Origin of the sequence: Rathayibacter sp. VKM Ac-2762 (genome assembly GCF_009866585.1) — a bacterium.
In the GTDB taxonomy this organism is placed as follows: domain Bacteria; phylum Actinomycetota; class Actinomycetes; order Actinomycetales; family Microbacteriaceae; genus Rathayibacter.
On the sequence record NZ_CP047419.1, the window covers coordinates 978822 to 998193 of the forward strand.

Genomic DNA, 19372 nt, shown 5'->3' on the forward strand with positions numbered 1-19372 from the left:
GAGGGCGACGTGTCCGCGGTAGACAGCTTTGGATCGAAAGACACCCTGAAGGTCGGCTCGACCGACTACGAGGTGTTCCGCATCGACCGGGTCCCCGGTCACGAGAAGCTCCCGTTCAGCCTCAAGGTGCTGCTCGAGAACCTCCTCCGCACGGAGGACGGCGCGAACATCACCGCCGACCACATCCGCGCCCTCGGCGAGTGGGTCCCGGAGTCGGAGCCCGACACCGAGATCCAGTTCACGCCGGCCCGCGTGGTCATGCAGGACTTCACCGGCGTGCCCTGCATCGTCGACCTCGCCACGATGCGCGAGGCCGTCGCTGCCCTGGGCGGCGACGCGAACCGGATCAACCCGCTCGCGCCCGCCGAGATGGTGATCGACCACTCCGTCATCGCCGACCTCTTCGGCACCGAGGACGCGCTCGAGCGCAACGTCGAGCTCGAGTACGAGCGCAACGGCGAGCGGTACCAGTTCCTCCGCTGGGGCCAGACCGCCTTCGACGACTTCAAGGTCGTCCCGCCCGGAACCGGCATCGTGCACCAGGTCAACATCGAGTACCTGGCCCGCGTCACCATGACCCGCGAGGTGGGCGGCGCGCTGCGCGCCTACCCCGACACCTGCGTCGGCACCGACTCGCACACGACGATGGTCAACGGCCTCGGCGTGCTCGGCTGGGGCGTCGGCGGCATCGAGGCCGAGGCCGCGATGCTCGGCCAGCCCGTCTCGATGCTCATCCCGAAGGTCGTCGGCTTCAAGCTCACCGGCTCGATCCCGACCGGCGTGACCGCGACGGACGTCGTGCTCACCATCACGCAGATGCTGCGCAAGCACGGCGTGGTCGGCAAGTTCGTCGAGTTCTACGGGGCCGGTGTCGCCGCGGTGCCGCTCGCCAACCGCGCCACCATCGGCAACATGAGCCCCGAGTTCGGCTCCACCGCCGCGATGTTCCCCATCGACGACGTGACCCTCGACTACCTGCGCCTCACCGGCCGCAGCGACGAGCAGATCGCCCTCGTCGAGCAGTACTCCAAGCTGCAGAAGCTCTGGCACGACCCCGCGGTCGAGCCGGTCTTCAGCGAGTACCTCGAGCTCGACCTCGGCACCGTCGTCCCCTCGATCGCCGGCCCGAAGCGCCCGCAGGACCGGATCGAGCTCTCGTCCGCCAAGACGCAGTTCGAGTCGGACCTCACCAACTACGCGGACGTCTCGCACGACATCGTCGACCTGACCATCGCGGAGTCGTTCCCCGCCTCCGACCCCGGAGAGCTGCAGCCGCAGGACGAGCACAGCAGCCACGAGCACACCCACCGCTCGCACGCGCCGGCGACCGCCTCCAAGCCGACCACGGTCGAGCTCGGCGAGGGCGGGACCTTCACGATCGATCACGGCGCCGTCGCGATCGCGGCGATCACCTCGTGCACCAACACGTCGAACCCGTCCGTCATGCTCGCGGCCGGCCTGCTGGCCCGCAACGCGGCGCAGAAGGGCCTGAAGGCCAAGCCGTGGGTCAAGACCACGCTGGCGCCCGGATCGAAGGTCGTCACCGACTACTACGAGAAGGCCGGCCTGACCGAGTCGCTCGAAGCGCTCGGCTTCTACACGGTCGGCTACGGCTGCACGACCTGCATCGGCAACTCCGGCCCGCTGCTCGAGGAGATCTCGGCCGCGGTGCAGGACAACGACCTCGCCGTGACCGCCGTGCTCTCGGGCAACCGCAACTTCGAGGGCCGCATCAACCCGGACGTGAAGATGAACTACCTGGCGAGCCCCCCGCTCGTCATCGCCTACGCGCTCGCCGGCTCGATGAACTTCGACTTCGAGGTCGACGCGCTCGGCACCGACTCCGACGGCAACGACGTGTTCCTCAAGGACATCTGGCCCGACGCGGCCGAGGTGCAGGCGACGATCGACTCGTCGATCGACAAGTCGATGTTCGACACGCAGTACGCGGGCGTGTTCGACGGCGACGAGCGCTGGCGCGCGCTGCAGACCCCCGAGGGCTCGATCTTCGAGTGGGACGAGTCGTCGACCTACGTGCGGAAGCCCCCGTACTTCGACGGCATGACGATGGAGACGACCCCGGTCACCGACATCGCCGGTGCCCGCGTGCTCGCCAAGCTCGGCGACTCCGTCACGACCGACCACATCAGCCCCGCCGGCTCGATCAAGGCCGACAGCCCCGCCGGCCGCTACCTCGACGAGCACGGCATCGACCGCAAGGACTACAACTCCTACGGCTCGCGCCGCGGCAACCACGAGGTGATGATCCGCGGCACGTTCGCGAACATCCGCCTGCGCAACCAGCTGCTCGACGGCGTGGAGGGCGGCTACACCCGCGACTTCACTCAGCCGGACGCCCCGCAGTCGTTCATCTACGACGCGTCGCAGAACTACCAGGCCGAGGGCACCCCGCTCGTCATCCTGGGCGGCAAGGAGTACGGCTCCGGCTCGTCGCGCGACTGGGCGGCCAAGGGAACGAGCCTGCTGGGCGTCAAGGCGGTCATCGTCGAGAGCTTCGAGCGGATCCACCGCTCGAACCTCATCGGCATGGGCGTCGTCCCGCTGCAGTTCCCCGCGGGCGAGAGCTGGGAGTCGCTGGGCCTCGACGGCACCGAGTCGATCAGCATCTCGGGCATCGAGGAGCTGAACGAGGGCGTCACCCCCAAGACGGTCCACGTCGTCGCCGAGCCGACCGAGCACTCGGCCGAGGGCAAGCGGACCGTCGAGTTCGACGCGGTCGTCCGCATCGACACCCCCGGTGAGGCGGACTACTACCGCAACGGCGGCATCCTGCAGTACGTGCTGCGCTCGCTCGTCTAGATCAGCCGCAGAGCGTGTGCGCCTTCCCTGCGGGGGAGGCGCACACGCGTTCCCGGGGGCCCCGTGCGTAGACTCGGGAGACGTCCCCACCTCGCTCACGACCCCGGAAGGCGGCGCGCATGGCTGTTCTCGAGACCATCGGCGGTCCTCGCGATCTCGATCGCCTGACCGCGGCCGAGCTCGAGACGCTGGCGCAGGAGATCCGCGACTTCCTCGTGCGCGAGGTCTCGAAGACCGGCGGCCACCTGGGGCCGAATCTCGGCGTCGTCGAGACGACCATCGCGATCCACCGGGTCTTCGACTCGCCGCACGACGCGATCGTGTTCGACACCGGCCACCAGTCCTACGTCCACAAGCTGCTCACCGGTCGCCAGGACTTCTCGAAGCTCCGGCAGCGCGGCGGCCTCGCCGGCTACCCGCAGCGGAGGGAGTCGCCGCACGACATCGTCGAGAGCTCGCACGCCTCCAGCTCGCTGTCCTGGGCGGACGGCATCTCCCGCGCCTTCACGATGACCGGTCAGACCGACCGCCACGTCGTCGCGGTCGTGGGCGACGGCGCCCTCACCGGCGGCATGACCTGGGAGGCGCTGAACAACATCAGCGACGACAACTCCCGCGGGCTGGTCATCGTGGTCAACGACAACGGGCGCTCCTACGCCCCGACCATCGGCGGCATGGCCCGCTTCCTCAACGGCGTCCGCACGCGGCCGACCTACCGCACGATGCACCGCGGCTCCCGGGCCGTCTCGGAGCGGCTGGGCGGCCCCGCCGCCGCCGTCTACCGCGGCGTGCGCGGCGGGCTCCACGGCTTCCTCAGCCGCTTCATCAACAACGAGGCGCTCTACTCCAACCTCGACATCAAGTACCTGGGGCCGATCGACGGACACGACCTGACGGCGATGGAGGAGGCCCTCCAGCAGGCGAAGGACTACGGCCAGCCGGTCATCGTCCACGCGATCACCCAGAAGGGCAAGGGCTTCGGTCCGGCCGTGCACGACCTCGCCGACCAGTTCCACGCCGTCGGGCAGATCGACCCCGAGACGGGCGAGCCGCTGAGCGCGGCCGGGGCCCGATCGTGGACCTCGGTGTTCGCCGAGGAGATCGTCACCCTGGCCGACGAGGACCCGACGATCGTCGGCATCACGGCCGCCATGCTCCGGCCCGTCGGTCTCGACCGCCTCGCGGAGAAGTACCCGGAGCGCGTCTTCGACGTCGGCATCGCGGAGCAGCACGCCGTGACCTCGGCCGCCGGTCTCGCCTTCGGCGGGCTGCATCCGGTCGTCGCGCTGTACGCCACCTTCGTGAACCGCGCCTTCGACCAGGTGCTGATGGACGTCGCACTGCACCGCGCGGGCGTCACCTTCGTACTGGACCGCGCCGGAGTCACCGGGCCCGACGGTCCGAGCCACCACGGCATGTGGGATCTGGCGATCCTGCAGGTCGTCCCGAACATCCGCCTCGCCGCTCCGCGCGACTCCGTGCGTCTGCGCGAGGAGCTGCGCGAGGCCGTGGGCGTCACCGACGCGCCGACCGTGGTGCGCTTCTCGAAGGGGAGCGTCGGCGACGAGATCGACGCCGTCGAGCGCCTCGGCGACGGGGTCGACGTGCTCGCCCGCGCCGAGCGCAAGGACGTGCTGCTGGTCACGGTCGGGCCGATGGCCGCGATGGGTCTCGAGGTCGCTCAGCGGCTCGCGGCCCAGGGCATCGGAGCCACCGTCGTCGACCCCCGCTGGGTCGTGCCCGTGCCCACCAGCATCATCGAGCTCGCCCGCGAGCACCGCATCGTCGTCTCGATCGAGGACGGGGTGCGCGTCGGCGGGATCGGCACGCGCATCCGCCAGGACCTGCGCGAGGCCGGCGTGGACACCGCGGTGACCGAGCTCGGGCTGCCCGACCAGTTCCTCGACCACGCCAAGCGCGAGGAGATCCTCGAGGACGTCGGACTCACTCCCCAGCACATCGCTCGCGACGTCGTCGCGCAGGTGCTGGGCAGCAAGATCCCGGTCGCCCGTCCGCTCCCGGACGAGGTCGAGGCCCGGGACGACGCCCGCAGCGACTGATCGGCCGTCGGGACCCGTCCCTCAGGCGACGCGCGGAAGGGGCGCCGGATCCGATCCGGCGCCCCTTCCGCGTCACTGCACTCCGCATCAGTCGACGCCGCGGATCGCGGGGTGGTGGAACGTGTCCCCGAACGCCCGCTCGCTCGCGCCGACCCGGTCGAGGTAGGGCGTGAGCCCGCCCATCTGGAACGGGTAGCCCGCGCCGAGGATCAGGCAGAGGTCGATGTCCTCCGCGGCGTGCACGACGTCGTCGTCCAGCATCCGCTTGACCTCGTCCGCGAGACCCGTCTCAACGCGCAGCCGCAGCTGCTCGGCCGTCATCGGCTCCGTGCCCCCGGCGACGATCGCGACCGCGCGCTTGTCGACGCCCTTCACACGCCCCTTCGCGTCGCGCTCGAAGACGCGGCCGAGCTCGGCGAGGCGGTGCAGGTTGGGGCTGTCGAAGAAGCGGTCGGGGAACGCGGCGTGGTGGGTGTCGAGCACGTGCGCGCCGACCTTGAGGCCCACCAGCTCGAGCAGCTCGAACGGGGTCATCGGCAGGCCGAACGGAGCCAGCGACTGCTCGACGACCTCGAAGGGTGTGCCCGTGTCGACCGCGTGCATCGCCTCGCCCAGGACCTTCGCCAGCACGCGGTTCACCACGAAGCCCGGGGTGTCGCGCGTGATGACGGCGTTCTTCTTGAGCTTCGCGGCGGTGACCATCGCCGTCGAGAGGGTCTCGTCGTCGGTGTGCGGCGTCCGGACCACCTCGATCAGCGGCATGACCGCGACCGGGTTGAAGAAGTGGAAGCCGACGAGGCGCTCGGGGTGCTCCAGCCGCTCGCCGATGCGCTCGACGGAGAGGGACGAGGTGTTGGTCGCGAGCACCGCCGTGGGCGAGACGTAGCGCTCGATGTCGGCGAACACGTCCTGCTTCACCGACAGCTCCTCGAAGACCGCCTCGATCACCCAGTCGGCGTCGGCGAAGTCGGAGCGGTCGGTCGTGCCGGTGATCAGCGCGCGGAGGCGGTTCGCGTCGTCGGGGGAGACGCGTCCCTTCGCCAGCAGCGCGTCGATCTCGGCGCGGATGCCCGCGACGCCCTTGTCGACCCGCTCCTGGTCGAGGTCGGTGATGACCACCGGCACCTGGAGGCGGCGGAGGAAGAGCAGCGCGAACTGCGAGGCCATGAGGCCCGCGCCGACCACCCCGACCTTGGTGACGGGCTTGGCCAGCGCCCTGTCGGGCGCTCCCGCGGGACGCTTGGCGCGCTTCTGCACCAGATCGAACGCGTAGATGCTCGCGCGGAACTGGTCGCCCGAGATCAGGTCGGCCAGCGCCTCGTCCTCGGCGGCGAAGCCCTCCTCGCGGGTGGTGTTCTTCGCGGCCTTGAGCAGCTCCAGCGCGCGGTACGGAGACGCCGCGACCGTGCCGATCCGCGACTCCAGCTGCTTGCGCGCGATCGAGATCGCGACGTCCCACTTGACCAGCCGCTCCAGCTTGCCGGGCGCGTTCGGCCGCTCCACCTTCACGGAGCCGCCGATCACGCCGTCGGCCCAGCGGAGCGAGTCCTCGAGGAAGGCGGCGGGCGGGAAGATCGCGTCGGCGATGCCGAGGTCGAACACCTCCTGGCCCTTGAGCGTGCGGTTGTTCTTCAGCGGGTTCTCGACGACGACCTTGAGGGCGTTCTCGATGCCGATCAGGTTCGGCAGGAGCCACGCGCCGCCCCAGCCGGGGATGATGCCGAGGAAGACCTCGGGGAGCCCGAGCGCGGGGATGGAGGAGTCGACGGTGCGGTAGTCGGCGTTCAGGCCGATCTCGGTGCCGCCGCCCAGGGCGAGGCCGTTGATGAAGGCGAAGGACGGCACGCCCAGCTCTGCCAGCATCCCCAGCGTGCGGTGGCCCAGGCGCGCCAGCTGGCGGCCGAGCTCACGGCTCGGGATGGCCCCGACCTTGCTGAGGTCGGCTCCCGCGGCGAGGATGAACGGCTTGCCGGTGATGCCGACCGCCTGGATCTCGCCGCGCGAGGCGCGCTCCTTCTGCGCCAGGAGGACGTCCGCCAGCTCGAAGAGCGACGCCGGCCCGAAGGTGTTGGGGCGGGTGTGGTCGCGGTCGTTGTCGAGCGTGATCAGGGCGAGCGTGCGGCCGCTGGGCAGCGGCACGTCGCGGACGTAGGAGTGGGTGACGACCTCGCCCTCGGCGAGGTCCACGAGGTTCTCGAATCCGTCGAGCATGGGTCAGCGTCCCTTCCGTCGTCCGCGCTTGCCGTCGTAGTGCGGGTTCTCCCAGATCACCGTGCCGCCCTGGCCGAGGCCGACGCAGAGGGCCGTCACGCCGTAGCGGACCTCGGGGTGCGACTCGAACTGCCGGGCCAGCTGGATCATCAGCCGGACCCCGGAGGAGGCGAGCGGGTGGCCGATCGCGATCGCTCCGCCGTACTCGTTGACGCGCGGGTCGTCGTCGTCGAGGCCGAAGTGGTCGAGGAAGGAGAGCACCTGCACGGCGAACGCCTCGTTGAGCTCGAAGAGCCCGATGTCCTCGATGCCCAGGCCCGCCTTGCGGAGCGCCTTCTCGGTCGAGGGGACCGGGCCGATGCCCATGATCTCGGGCTCGACACCGGCGTACGCGAAGCTCACCATCCGCATCTTCGCGGACAGGCCCAGCTCCTGCGCGGCGTCGGCGCTGGCCAGGAGCGACACCGTCGCTCCGTCGTTGAGCCCGGAGGAGTTGCCCGCGGTCACCCGGCCATGGGGGCGGAACGGGGTCCGCAGGCCCGCGAGGCCCGCGAGGGTCGTCTCGGGGCGCGGTGCCTCATCGGCGGTCGCGAGGCCCCAGCCCGCGGCGCTGCGCGTGGCGACGGGGACGAGGTCCGGCTGGATGCTGCCGGCGGCGTACGCGGCGGCGAGCTTCTGCTGGCTCCGCAGGGCGTAGTGGTCGGCGCGCTCCTTCGTCAGGTGCGGGAAGCGGTCGTGGATCCGCTCCGCCGTGCGGCCCATGTTGAGCGCGTCCTCGCCGACGAGGCGCTCGGAGAGGAAGCGCGGGTTGGGGTCGGCGCCGAAGCCCATCGGGTGCCGGCCCATGTGCTCCACGCCGCCGGCGAGGACCACGTCGTAGGCGCCGAACGCGATGCCGCCCGCGGTCGCGGTGACCGAGGTCATCGCTCCGGCGCACATGCGGTCGATGGCGAAGCCGGGCACCGACTTCGGCAGCCCTGCGAGCAGCGCCGCCGTGCGGCCGAGGGTCAGGCCCTGGTCGCCCTGCTGGGTGGTGGCGGCGATCGCCACCTCGTCCACCCGCTCCTTCGGCAGCGCGCCGTTGCGCTCCAGCAGACCGATCATCGCCTTGACGACGAGGTCGTCGGCTCGGGTCTGCCAGTACATGCCCTTCTCGCCGGCACGCCCGAACGGAGTACGGACTCCGTCGATGAACACGACTTCGGATCTCTCGGCCACAATGCCTCCCAGGAACTCACGGTCGCCGTCGATCGTAGGAACCGGCACCGCGCAGCCGGAATCCTTTGCCGCTTCCTACGAAGGGGTTTCGGTGCCCTCGGCCGGCGCTTGGGCCGCTTCGACAAACGCGGTGGCGATCGAGCCCGATGTGGCCTCGACCTGCCAGGCGCGGGCGCCGGCGCGGGTGAGCTCCGCGGCGACCGACTCCGCGGTCAGCGGCTCGGGCGGGTTCCAGGCCACCCGGCGCAGCAGCTCCGGCGTGAGCAGGTTCTCGACCGGGAGCGAGAGCAGCTCCGCGATCTCGGTGACCACGGCGCGTCCCGCCTTCAGGCGCGCGTCGGCGGCCGGGTTGCGATCGCCCCACGCGCGCGGAGGGGGGAGCGTGTCGGCGGCCGGGCGGGTCGGGCTCGGCAGGTCCTCGGTCGTCGTCCCGCGCTCGATCGCGGCCCACCAGCGCTCGACCTCGCCGCGGCTGGCGCGGCCGGTGAAATCGCGGCGGCCCGAGAGCTGGCCGATGCTGGTCGGGATGTTGCGGGCGACCGCGATGATCGAGGAGTCGGGGATCAGGCGGCCGGGAGCGATGTCGCGCTCGCGGGCGAACGCGTCCCGGGCCAGCCAGAGCTCGCGCGCCACGGCGAGGGGGCGCGGGCCGCGGAGCGAGTGCATGCCGGAGAGGCGGCGCCACGGATCCGGCGGGACCGCCTTCGGGGCGCGCGCGAGCGTCGCCTCGAACTCCTCGCGGGCGATGCGCGTCTTCCGCGCGGCGATGAGCATCTCCTCCATGCGGTCGCGGAGGTCCACGAGGAGCTCCACGTCCTTCGCGGCGTAGACGAGCCAGCTCTGGGGGAGGGGGCGGGTCGACCAGTCGGCGGCCGAGTGCTCCTTGGCCAGGTGGATGCCGAGGAGGTCCTCGACGACGGCGCCGAGGCCCACCTTGGGCAGTCCGAGGAGCCGGGCGGCGAGCTCGGTGTCGAAGATACGCACCGGGTCCAGGCCCACCTCGCGCAGGCAGGCGAGATCCTGGCTGGCGGCGTGGAGGACCCACTCCTCCTGGCCGATGACCGCCTGCAGGGCGTCCATCCGGCCGATGGCGGGGGGATCGAAGAGGAACGCGCCGGCACCGCGCCGGTAGACCTGGATCAGGTACGCGCGCTGCGAGTAGGTGAAGCCGGAGGCGCGCTCGGCGTCGACGGCGACGGGGCCCTCGCCGGCGGCGAGGGCGTCGACCGCGGCGAGGAACTCGTCGGGCGTGGAGAGGACACGGTAATCAGTCACGGTTGTTCCGTCGGAAGGCGAGCGGGGTCACACCGTCGCTCGATACGGGCGGGAGACCCGCGAGCATGCACAACAGCTCCCCCCACCCTTCCACGTGAGCGGCGAGCTGCGCATCATCCGGGCTCCAGGAGGCGCGGATCTCGATCTGCGCACCGTCCCCCTGAGCGGCCAGCTCGCCGAAACCGGTGGAGAGCACCTTGGTGGCCGTGCCGGACGCGGCGGAATAGGAGGCGCCCCGCGCCCCGAGGGCGTCGATGAGCCAGGACCAGGCGACCTCGGCGAGGAACGGATCGGTGCCGATCTCGACCTCGAGCGGGGCCTGGGCGAAGCAGACGACACGGAAGGGGCCGCCCCACTGCTCGGGCTCCTCGGGGTCGTAGAGGAGGATGAAGCGCCCCGTGCCCAGCTCGGAGTCGCGTCCGTGCGCGTGCGGCGCGACGTCGCCCGACAGGGCGAGGGCCCAGGGCGCGAGACCCGACGGCGAGGCGATCTCGGACACGGTGAGCTCGGCGCGCGTGGAAGCGGCGCGGATCGACTCCGTCGCGACCCGGAACTCCTCGGGGAGCTGGGACGACGCTGGGAATTCGGGCACGGTCGCAGACTAGGGTTCCGACGCGCCCGGGACGCGGAGGCACGCCGGGTGGGCGGCTCTCAGCGCGTGCGGCTCCAGCGGGCGTAGACGGCCCCGGAATCGTCCGCGGCCAGGAGCGTCAGGGCGTAGGCGTCGTCGACGACGGCCGTGCCCGTCGCGACCGGGAGGCCCGGCAGGACGACGCGCGGCGAGGTGGTGAGGCACAGCTCGTCGACCCGGCCCGAGGCGAGGAACTGGCCCGAGAGCGAGGCGCCGCCCTCGCAGACGACGCGGTGCAGGCCGAGCCCGGCGAGAGCCTCCAGGAGCTCGTCGACGCCGATCCGCTCCGAGGAGGACGGGACCGGGACGACCTCGACGCCGGCGGGGAGCCCCTCCACCGCGCCGCGCGACTCCGGCACCAGCAGCAGGACCCGGGAGCCCTCCTGCAGCTCCAGGCGGTGCCCGGCGAGATCGCCCGAGGCGGAGACGACGGCGAGCGGGACCCGCCGGGGGACGCGGTAGCCCTCGGCGCGGACGCTGGCGGCTCCGACGAGGACGACGTCGGCCTGCTCGCGGACGACTCCGAGGATCGTGCGGTCGACGCGGTTGGTGAGCGTCTCGCTGGTTCCGTCGGAGCCGGTGCTGGAGCCGGTGACGCTCGCGATCATGTTCAGGCGCACGCGCACCGCCTCGTCGGGACGCCAGGCGTCCGCGACCGCCGCTCGCGCGCCCTCCTCGCCGATCACGATCGGCGGACCGGCGGGGACGAGCGGCCGGAGGATCATGCGGCCAGGTGCGCGCGGACCTGCCGCTTGGTGCGGCCGAGCAGCGCGGTCATGCCGCGCAGGCGCAGCGGCGAGACCGCCTCCGAGAGGCCGATGGTCTGCGGGAAGTCGTCGGGGACGGCGAGCACCTGCTCGGGGGTGAGCCCGGCCAGGCCCTGCGCCAGGATCGACGCGAAGCCGCGCGTCGTGGGCGCCTCGCGGGGAGCCGTGGCGTGCAGGTGCACGATCCCGCCCTCGACGTCGACGACGATGAAGACGGGCGCCTGGCACTCCTCCACGCGCTCGAAGAGGTCCGGGTGGTCGCGGTAGCGCTCGGGCAGGTCGGGGAGCTCGTTCGAGAACTCGAGCAGGAGCTGCAGGCGCTCCGGCTTCTCGAGGGCGAGGAACTCCTCGCGGATGTCGCGCAGAGCGTCGGGGAGCGTGGTGTCGGTCATCCGGTCCAGTGTCTCATCGGGGGAGGGGCGGCGGGCGGTCGCAGCGGAGGCCGGGAGCCCGGATCCGGCCCGTCGACGGGCGGATCGGCGCTCCCGGCCTCCGTCGTGACGCGTCAGCGGGCCGCGGGGGCCTCGCCGGGCTCGGCGCCCTGCACGATCGGGACGCGGACGGCGCTGCCCCACTCGGTCCAGGAGCCGTCGTAGTTGCGGACGCCCTCGAAGCCGAGGAGGTGGGTCAGCACGAACCAGGTGTGGGCGGAGCGCTCGCCGATCCGGCAGTAGGCGATGACGGAGTCGCCGTCCTTCAGCCCCGCGCCCTCGCGGTAGATGCCGTTCAGCTCGTCGAGGGGGCGGAAGGTGCCGTCCTCGGCGACGGCCCTGCCCCACGGCACGTTCTGCGCGCTCGGGATGTGACCGGCGCGCAGGGCGCCCTCCTCCGGGTAGGCCGGCGCCGTGGTGCGCTGCCCGGTGAACTCCTCCGGGGAGCGGACGTCGATCAGCGGGTTGCCGAAGTGCGCGAGGACGTCGTCCTTGAAGGCGCGGATCTCGGCGTCGCTGCGTTCGACGACGGGGTACTCGGCGGGCTCCGGGGAGGAGGCGTCGGTGGTCGTCGGGCGGCCCTCCGCGAGCCACTTGTCGCGGCCGCCGTCGAGCAGACGGACGTCCTCGTGACCGAAGAGGGTGAAGACCCAGAGCGCGTAGGCGGCCCACCAGTTGTTCTTGTCGCCGTAGACGACGACGGTGGTGTCGCGGGCGATGCCCTTGCCGCCGACGAGCGCGGCGAACGCGGCGCCGTCGATGTAGTCGCGCTGCACCGGGTCGTTGAGGTCGGTGTGCCAGTCGATCTTGACGGAGCCGGGGATGTGGCCGGTCTCGTAGAGCAGGACGTCCTCGTCGGACTCGACGACGACGAGACCGGGAGTGCCGAGGCGCTGCTCGAGCCAGTCGGCGCTGACGAGCCGTTCGGGGTGCGCGTAGGAGGCGAACTTCGGCGACGGATCGGTTTCGACGGACAAGAAGGACCTCCAGGATGGTGCGCGGAGCGCGGGCGTGATTCCACGGCGGGCTACGCTGGAGCCCGCCCTTCAGCGACAGTACGCGTCCGCGGACGACGCCGCACGGAGGGCGCCGTAAGAGTTCGACACAGAACCGCGGCGGCTCCGTGCCCGGTGCGGCCGCCGCCACTGAGCGCACGGACCCCGCCGTGCGCAGGATGCGAGACGCGAGTGAGCCCCGACGACGTCCGATCGACGAGCAGCCTGACCGCCCGCTCGCCCCAGATCAGCGGGCACGAGATCGCGTCGACGCTGGTGCCCCCGCGCCAGTTCGAGGGCGCCACCTTCGAGAGCTACCGTCCCGACCCGGAGTACCCCTCGCAGGCCGACGCGGTGGAGGCTCTCCGCGCGTTCGCCGCCGGCGGCGGATCCAGGGGAGGCGGAGGCGGCTTCCTGGGCTTCGGCCGGAAGAAGGCCCCCGCGGTCAAGCCGGGCGTGTACCTCGACGGCGGCTTCGGCGTCGGCAAGACCCACCTGCTCGCGGCGATCTGGCACGCGGTGCCGGGCCGCACCTACTTCGGGACGTTCATCGAGTACACCGCACTCGTCGGCGCGCTCGGCTACGCGGCGACCGTCTCGCTCCTCAAGGGCTCTGCGCTGCTGTGCATCGACGAGTTCGAGCTGGACGACCCGGGCGACACGATGCTGATGACGCGGCTCCTCGGCGAGCTGGTCGCCTCCGGGACCCGCATCGCCGCGACCTCGAACACCCCGCCCAACGCGCTGGGCGAGGGGCGCTTCGCCGCGGCGGACTTCCTCCGCGAGATCCAGTCGATGGCCGCCCACTTCGAGACGATGCGGATCGACGGCACCGACTACCGGCGCCGCGACATCGAGGGCCACGCCGTTGTGCGCACCGACGAGGAGATCGACGCTCTCGTCGCGGCCGCCCCCGCCGGCTCCGTCGTCACCGACGACCCGTTCGCGAACGCCGTGCACCACCTGGGCACCGTGCACCCCTCCCGCTACATCAAGGTGATCGACGGCGTCGACACCATCGTGCTCCGGGGCGTCACCGCTCTGACCGACCAGACCGACGCCCTGCGCCTCGTGGCCTTCATCGACCGGGTCTACGACGCGCAGATCCCGGTCCTCGCCTCCGGGACGCCCCTCGACGAGGTCTTCGGCGGCGACATGCTGAGCGGCGGCTACCGCAAGAAGTACCTGCGCTCGATGTCGCGGCTCATCGCGCTCACCTCGATGGCGCCCCGCTCCTAGGGGCGGATCCGCTCTCCTCCCGGCGTTCCCGGGGTCGTCGTCGTGCCGTCCGCCAGCGCGCCGTAACGCGCTTTTTACACAGGGGCCTCGGCCGTAACCTCCGCGAAACGCGGTGCCTCACGGGACGAAACCTCGCGCCACCAGACTGTCGGCTACCCGAGGTGACCCGACACCCGCGTGTCTCCAGGCCGTGCTCCGACGCAGCGTCCTCGCTCCGGGCTTTTCTCTGCACACTCACGAGAGGTTCAACAATGGATCAAGGCAATACCGCGTTCCTGCTCATCGCAGCCGCGCTGGTCCTGCTCATGACCCCCGGGCTCGCCTTCTTCTACGGCGGCCTGGTGCGTGCGAAGAGCGTCATCAGCATGATGATGCTCAGCTTCGGAGCCATGGGCCTCATCGGGGTCCTCTGGGTCCTGTACGGCTACGCGATCGCGTTCGGCAACGGCCCGTCCGGCCCCGCAGGGACCGACACCTTCGTCGGCATCGACGGCGTCCTCGGCATCGACACCGCCCAGATCGGCCTGCAGGGCATCTACAACGACGCACTCGGCGAGCAGACGTCGGCCTACCCGACGCTGGCCTTCGCCGCGTTCCAGGCGACGTTCGCGATCATCACCGTCGCGCTCATCTCCGGCGCCATCGCGGACCGCGCGAAGTTCGGGGCCTGGATGGTCTTCGCCGGCGTCTGGGCCACCGTCGTCTACTTCCCGGTCGCCTCGTGGGTCTTCAACTTCACCCTCGGCGACGACGCCACCGTCGTCGACGGCGGCTGGATCGCCTACGGCGTCGGCGCGATCGACTTCGCGGGCGGCACCGCCGTCCACATCAACGCCGGAGCGGCGGCCCTCGCCCTCGCCCTGGTGCTCGGCAAGCGCGTCAACTTCACCAAGGGCGCGCACCAGCCGCACAACCCGCCGTTCGTGCTCCTGGGCGCCGGACTGCTGTGGTTCGGCTGGTTCGGCTTCAACGCCGGCTCCGAGCTCGCCGCCGACGGCATCGCGGCCGTCGCCTTCCTCAACACCATCGCCGCTCCGGCCGCCGCGATCCTCGGCTGGCTCGTCGTCGAGAAGATCAAGGACGGCAAGCCCACCTCGATCGGCGCCGCCTCGGGCGCGGTCGCGGGCCTCGTCGCGATCACCCCGGCGTGCGCCAGCCTGTCGCCGTTCTGGGCGATCGTCCTGGGCGTCATCACCGGAGCCGTCTGCGCCCTGGCGATCGACCTCAAGTACCGCCTCGGCTACGACGACTCGCTCGACGTGGTCGGCGTGCACCTGGTCGGCGGCCTCATCGGAACGCTCTACATCGGCTTCTTCGGCACCGGCGTGGGCCTGTTCCTCACCGGCGACGCGAGCCAGCTCGGCAAGCAGGCCCTCGCGGCCTTCACCGTCCTCGCCTACTCCTTCGTCATGACGCTCCTCATCGGCTGGATCATCCAGAAGACGATGGGCTTCCGCGTGAAGAACGAGGACGAGATCGCCGGCATCGACACGGCCATCCACGGAGAGGCGGGCTACGTCCTGGCGGACTGACCCCCTCCTCCGCAGCACCCGACGGGGTGCCGGCTCTCCGGAGCCGGCACCCCGTCGGCGCGTCCGGGACGGGCGACCGCCGGGCGCGCCCCCGCGGGCGGGCGGCCGCGGATCCGGGCTAGGGTTCCGGGGTGCCCTCCTCGCGCTCGGTCGTGTCCCTGCTCCTCCGACTCCTCGGCCGCGCGGTCGCCCCGCGGCCGGACGCCGGGCCCCGCCCGCAGCGCCCGTACCTGAGCACGACGGCGCCGACCCCGGGCGCGAGCGGAGTGGGCCGCACCGTCGAGGTCGACCCGTCGCGGCTCCGCGGGGTCCGCCTGGGCTACGCGCCCACGCCCGACGGCGACCCGGACCCGGGCGAGGTCGTCTGGACCTGGGTGCCGTACGAGGAGGACGACGGCCGCGGCAAGGACCGCCCGGTGCTCGTGCTCGCGGTCGAGAAGTCGGGGACAGTGCTCGCCGTGCGGCTGAGCTCGAAGGAGCACTCCGACTACCTGGCCGTCGGGACCGGCGGCTGGGACCCGGACGGGCGCCCCAGCTGGGTCGACCCGGAGCGCGTGTTCCGCGTGCACCCCGCCGGGATGCGTCGCGAAGGAGCAGCTCTGGAGCGTGCTCGGTACGACGCCGTCGCCCGGGTGCTCTCGGCGCGGTACGGCTGGCACTGAGCGCTCGACGTCGTCGAGCGGCCACGAGTGGTCGCCGCTGACCGCCTCACGGGGCGATCCCTGCGCGTCGAACGAGGGCCGTGCTCCTCGGAGGAGGCGTCAGACCGGGTCGATCGGCACGAAGCCCGCGTACTTCGCGGCGCGGCCGTCCCCGGAGGACGTGCCGGTGAGCCTGCGCTGCACCCACGGCGCGACGTGCTGCCGGTAGTACTGCACGGTTCCGCCGCGCCGGAGTCCGGACTCGGGAGCGTCGGGCAGCGCGGCGGGCGGCGTGAGCCCGAGCGCCCGCAGGACCCGGTCGGCCACCCGCCGGTGCCCCCGCGGGCCGAGGTGCAGGCGGTCCTCCGACCACAGCGCCGGATCGGCGAAAGCGGGGTCGTGCCAGTTGTCGGCAACGACCACGTCGGTCCGGTGGCTCGTCCGGCGCAGGACGGCGTCGGTCAGCGCGTCCCCGCGGCGGCGGATGAGCGAGCCGAGCGGGAGCCGCGGCGACGGGTCGGCGCCGGCCAGGGCGATCAGCACGACGCCCTGCTCGTCGCAGCGCTCGAGGACGCGGAGGTAGGCGTCGGCGATCCGCTCGATGTCGGCGCGCGGGCGCAGCATGTCGTTGCCGCCTCCGTTGAAGGAGAGGTGGGTCGGGCCCAGGGCGAGCGCGGGCTCGAGCTGCTCGGCGAGGATCGGCGCGATGAGCCGGCCCCGGATCGCGAGATTGGCGTACTCGATCCGCTCGCCCGTGGCCGCCGCCCATCCCGCGGCCGTCAGATCGGCCCAGCCGCGCGGGGTGCCGTCCGGCCGCTCGTCGCCGACGCCCTCGGTGAAGGAATCGCCGATCGCGACGTAGCGGACGGCCGTCATCGGCGGGTTCCGGAGGTGCGCATCGTGGCACTGTACCGCTCCGCGGCCGGGCTCAGGCGCGGCGCCTCAGCGGGGTGACCGGTGCCGAGCGGATGCTGCTGGGGCGGGCCGGCGTCGCGGCACCCGGCGCTGCGGCGAGCAGCTCCTCCTCGGGCCGGATGCCGGGCCGGTGCTCGCGCTCGGGACGCGGGGCGGCCCGGAACCAGGCGGCCAGCGCGGAGGACCGGCGGTGCCTCCGGTGGTCGCGGTCCAGCTCGGCGGTGCCCCGGTAGCCGGAGCCCCGGGCGATGCGGTCGAGGCCGCCGAGAGCGACGGGGGTGCTCGCCATCAGGACGGCGGCCAGCTCGAGTCGGCGGAGGGCGAGGTGCTCGTCGAGGCCGAGCCCGTAGCAGCGGCGGAACCGCAGCCGCAGCAGCAGGGCGGGCATCCGCAGCTCGGCGGCGAGGTGGTGGACGGTGAAGCGCCGATCGAGGTAGCGCTCGTTGACGAGGGCGGCCGCCGCGATGGCGACGACGTCGAGCGGCCGGCGGGAGGCGGCGAGGCGAGGGGTGGGGGTTCGGGTGTCCAGGGGAGGCATGCACAGGAGACGCGCGAGGTCCCTGTTCGTGACGCGGAGGCGCGGAATGCGTTCGGGTGGCGCAGTGATCGGTGTCGGACCGGCTCGACCGGCAGGGGCTGTGCCATCGTCGGGAGGGAGCGGAGTCCCCGCCGATCCGGAACCGACACCCAGGAGACGACCGCATGGCGCACGCCGCGCTGATCATCCACAGCGCACGGAAGGTCGACGCGGCCGGGACGGTGGAGGACCACTGGCTCCTCGCGCGGGACGGCGCGATCACGGCGACCGGCACCGGCACCGGCTGGCAGGCGCAGGCGGAGGGGGCGGAGCTGCACGACGCGCGGGGCCTCACCGCTGTCCCGGGCTTCATCGACCTGCACGTGCACGGAGGGGGCGGCCACGGCTTCGACGGAGGAGCGGAGGCGATCCGCGCGGGCCTCGCGCTGCACCGCTCCCATGGCACCACGCGCTCGCTGGTCACCCTGGTCTCGGCGCCGCTGGAGCAGCTGGAGTCCTCTCTGGACGCGGTCTCGGCCCTCGCGGCCGCCGACCCGCTCGTGCTCGGCGCGCACCTCGAGGGCCCGTTCCTCGCGCCCTCGCGCGGGGGAGCGCACGACCCCGCGGCTCTCGTGCACCCCTCCTCCGGCGCGGTCGGCCGGCTGCTGGACGCCGCCCGCGGACGCCTCGCGCAGATCACGCTCGCGCCCGAGCTGCCGGGAGCCCTCGCCGCGGTGGAGCGGCTCGCCGGCGCCGGCACGGTGGTCGCGGTGGGCCACACCGAGGCGGACGCCGACCAGGCGCGGGCCGCGTTCGACCACGGAGCCCGGCTGGTCACGCACGCGTTCAACGCCATGCCCGGGATCGGCCACCGCTCCCCGGGCCCGATCCCGGTGGCCCTGGGAGACGAGCGGGTCGCGCTCGAGCTGATCCTCGACGGCCGGCACGTGGACGTCGAGGTGGTGCGGCTCGCGTTCGCGGCGGCTCCCGGGCGGATCGCGCTCGTCACCGACGCGATGGCGGCGGCCGGGGCGGGCGACGGAGCGCACCGCCTCGGCCCGCTCGACGTCGAGGTGCTCGGCGGAGTCGCCCGGCTCGCGGGCACCGCTGTGCTCGCCGGATCCACGCTCACGCAGGAGGAGGCCCTGCGGCGGGCCGTCGGGCCCGGCCGGCTCGGGCTGGAGGCGTCCGTCGCCGCCCTCACCGCCGTTCCCGCCCGCGTGCTCGGCCGTGGCGACCTCGGCCTGCTGGCCCCCGGGTACCGCGCCGACGTCGTCCTGCTCGACGCATCGCTCCGCGTGCAGCGGGTCTGGGCCGAAGGGCGCCCGTTCCCTCACTCCGCGGCCGGCGCGACGCGACCCCGGGTCAGGGCGTCGGCGTGACGGTCCAGGTCCCCTCGGTCTGGACGGCCATGACGCCGGGCAGGTCGGCCTCGAACACCTCGGAGAAGGCGACGGAGTCGCCGAACAGCTGCGGCTGATCGGAGGTCGTGAACACGCGGCCGGAGAACGAGTCGTCCGGACCCGCGGGCGTGTAGTCGACCGTCACGCGCGGGACGTCGTCGGAGAAGAACAGGACGGCCGGGCCGGTGCCGGACTGCGCACCGCTCACCGTCGCGAGGTCGTTCCAGCTCTGCAGGCCGAGCGTCCACGGCCCGTCGGCTCGGACGATCACCTGCTGCTCGACGGGGTCGTCGCGGAAGATCCCGGTCAGGAACGACCCCGTCATCGGGGCGGCGGCCTCGCCGAAGGGCGTCATCCGGCCCGCGGCGGTGACGATCGCCGTGCCGGTGCAGGCCGAGCAGTCCAGGCTCAGGACGACCGCGAACTCGCCCTGCCGCTGGAACGACACGTCGGCCGGGCCGGTGCCCGAGACGGTGGCGGGGACTCCCTCGCCGACCGGCCCGGCGTCGACGACGGTTCCGACCGGCTCGGCGGTCGCCGGAGCGGAGGGGGTCGGGCTCGGAGTGATCAGGTCGGTGATGGCGGGTCTCGGCGTCCGCGAGGCGGGCGCGGACGCCGTGGCGCCCGCCTCGGCCCCGCCGCCGGCGGTGCACCCGCCCAGCAGCAGGAGCCCCGCCGCTGCCGTCGTCGCCACTGCCGCTGTCGTCCCCCGAGCCC

16 protein-coding genes are annotated in these 19372 nt (G+C 72.6%); 6 read left to right on the forward strand and 10 right to left on the reverse strand.

Going from position 1 to position 19372, the window contains the following annotated elements:
* Positions 1-9: 9 nt before the first annotated feature.
* Positions 10-2820 carry an aconitate hydratase AcnA gene (acnA, locus tag GTU71_RS04680; protein ID WP_104222099.1) on the forward strand — a complete coding sequence of 937 codons (2811 nt, stop codon included), beginning with the start codon at positions 10-12 and terminating at the stop codon, positions 2818-2820.
* 119 nt (positions 2821-2939) lie between these two features.
* Positions 2940-4880, forward strand: a complete 1941-nt coding sequence (dxs, locus tag GTU71_RS04685) for a 1-deoxy-D-xylulose-5-phosphate synthase (RefSeq protein WP_104222098.1) — start codon at positions 2940-2942, stop codon at positions 4878-4880.
* An 87-nt stretch (positions 4881-4967) separates the two neighbouring features.
* Here dxs and GTU71_RS04690 read toward each other — a convergent pair whose 3' ends face one another.
* The 7 genes from GTU71_RS04690 to GTU71_RS04720 form a co-directional block, all read right to left on the reverse strand.
* Entirely contained in the window at positions 4968-7091 is a 2124-nt protein-coding gene (locus GTU71_RS04690) for a 3-hydroxyacyl-CoA dehydrogenase NAD-binding domain-containing protein (RefSeq protein WP_159939395.1), read from the reverse strand.
* Between the two features lie 3 nt (positions 7092-7094).
* A complete protein-coding gene (locus GTU71_RS04695) occupies positions 7095-8309 on the reverse strand; it encodes a thiolase family protein (RefSeq protein WP_159939396.1) in 1215 nt (404 codons plus the stop codon).
* Between the two features lie 75 nt (positions 8310-8384).
* Complete coding sequence (locus GTU71_RS04700; RefSeq protein WP_104222092.1) at positions 8385-9584, reverse strand: ribonuclease D; 1200 nt, start codon at positions 9582-9584, stop codon at positions 8385-8387.
* Positions 9577-10176 (reverse strand): DUF3000 domain-containing protein, encoded by a 600-nt coding sequence (locus GTU71_RS04705; RefSeq protein ID WP_159939397.1) that lies wholly within the window; start codon positions 10174-10176, stop codon positions 9577-9579. Before GTU71_RS04705 ends, GTU71_RS04700 begins: the two co-directional genes overlap by 8 nt.
* A gap of 59 nt (positions 10177-10235) precedes the next feature.
* Entirely contained in the window at positions 10236-10940 is a 705-nt protein-coding gene (locus tag GTU71_RS04710; RefSeq protein WP_104222088.1) for a dihydrofolate reductase family protein, read from the reverse strand.
* Positions 10937-11374, reverse strand: coding sequence for a SufE family protein (locus tag GTU71_RS04715; RefSeq protein WP_104222086.1), 438 nt, complete (start codon positions 11372-11374; stop codon positions 10937-10939). Before GTU71_RS04715 ends, GTU71_RS04710 begins: the two co-directional genes overlap by 4 nt.
* Before the next feature lie 113 nt (positions 11375-11487).
* Complete coding sequence (locus GTU71_RS04720) at positions 11488-12390, reverse strand: sulfurtransferase (RefSeq protein WP_159939398.1); 903 nt, start codon at positions 12388-12390, stop codon at positions 11488-11490.
* A gap of 210 nt (positions 12391-12600) precedes the next feature.
* Here GTU71_RS04720 and zapE point away from each other — a divergent pair, with 210 nt between their 5' ends.
* From zapE to GTU71_RS04735, 3 genes are all read left to right on the forward strand, one after another.
* Complete coding sequence (gene zapE / locus GTU71_RS04725) at positions 12601-13647, forward strand: cell division protein ZapE (protein ID WP_159939399.1); 1047 nt, start codon at positions 12601-12603, stop codon at positions 13645-13647.
* Between the two features lie 251 nt (positions 13648-13898).
* A complete protein-coding gene (locus GTU71_RS04730) occupies positions 13899-15179 on the forward strand; it encodes an ammonium transporter (protein WP_104222080.1) in 1281 nt (426 codons plus the stop codon).
* Positions 15180-15310: 131 nt separating this feature from the next.
* On the forward strand, positions 15311-15841 hold the full coding sequence (locus GTU71_RS04735) for a type II toxin-antitoxin system PemK/MazF family toxin (RefSeq protein ID WP_167299028.1): 531 nt from the start codon (positions 15311-15313) through the stop codon (positions 15839-15841).
* 99 nt (positions 15842-15940) lie between these two features.
* Here GTU71_RS04735 and GTU71_RS04740 read toward each other — a convergent pair whose 3' ends face one another.
* Together GTU71_RS04740 and GTU71_RS04745 are read right to left on the reverse strand one after the other, a co-directional pair.
* Positions 15941-16696: an SGNH/GDSL hydrolase family protein gene (locus GTU71_RS04740; protein ID WP_159939400.1), complete on the reverse strand. Its 756-nt coding sequence runs from the start codon at positions 16694-16696 to the stop codon at positions 15941-15943.
* Between the two features lie 52 nt (positions 16697-16748).
* Positions 16749-17273 carry a hypothetical protein gene (locus tag GTU71_RS04745; RefSeq protein ID WP_104328701.1) on the reverse strand — a complete coding sequence of 175 codons (525 nt, stop codon included), beginning with the start codon at positions 17271-17273 and terminating at the stop codon, positions 16749-16751.
* 164 nt (positions 17274-17437) lie between these two features.
* On the opposite strand from GTU71_RS04745, the gene GTU71_RS04750 reads away from it, so the two are divergent.
* Positions 17438-18634 carry an amidohydrolase family protein gene (locus GTU71_RS04750; RefSeq protein WP_159939401.1) on the forward strand — a complete coding sequence of 399 codons (1197 nt, stop codon included), beginning with the start codon at positions 17438-17440 and terminating at the stop codon, positions 18632-18634.
* On the opposite strand, the gene GTU71_RS04755 is transcribed toward GTU71_RS04750, so the two are convergent.
* Positions 18618-19349, reverse strand: coding sequence for a hypothetical protein (locus GTU71_RS04755; protein WP_104225243.1), 732 nt, complete (start codon positions 19347-19349; stop codon positions 18618-18620). The genes GTU71_RS04750 and GTU71_RS04755 overlap by 17 nt on opposite strands.
* Positions 19350-19372: the final 23 nt, after the last annotated feature.

Excerpts from the sequence above, each read along its gene's own strand:
- dxs (WP_104222098.1), top strand. The coding sequence starts at position 2,940 with ATGGCTGTTCTCGAGACCATCGGCGGTCCTCGCGATCTCGATCGCCTG.
- GTU71_RS04690 (WP_159939395.1), bottom strand. The coding sequence starts at position 7,091 with ATGCTCGACGGATTCGAGAACCTCGTGGACCTCGCCGAGGGCGAGGTC.
- GTU71_RS04710 (WP_104222088.1), bottom strand. The coding sequence starts at position 10,940 with ATGATCCTCCGGCCGCTCGTCCCCGCCGGTCCGCCGATCGTGATCGGC.
- GTU71_RS04715 (WP_104222086.1), bottom strand. The coding sequence starts at position 11,374 with ATGACCGACACCACGCTCCCCGACGCTCTGCGCGACATCCGCGAGGAG.
- GTU71_RS04730 (WP_104222080.1), top strand. The coding sequence starts at position 13,899 with ATGGATCAAGGCAATACCGCGTTCCTGCTCATCGCAGCCGCGCTGGTC.
- GTU71_RS04740 (WP_159939400.1), bottom strand. The coding sequence starts at position 16,696 with ATGACGGCCGTCCGCTACGTCGCGATCGGCGATTCCTTCACCGAGGGC.
- GTU71_RS04745 (WP_104328701.1), bottom strand. The coding sequence starts at position 17,273 with ATGCCTCCCCTGGACACCCGAACCCCCACCCCTCGCCTCGCCGCCTCC.
- GTU71_RS04750 (WP_159939401.1), top strand. The coding sequence starts at position 17,438 with ATGGCGCACGCCGCGCTGATCATCCACAGCGCACGGAAGGTCGACGCG.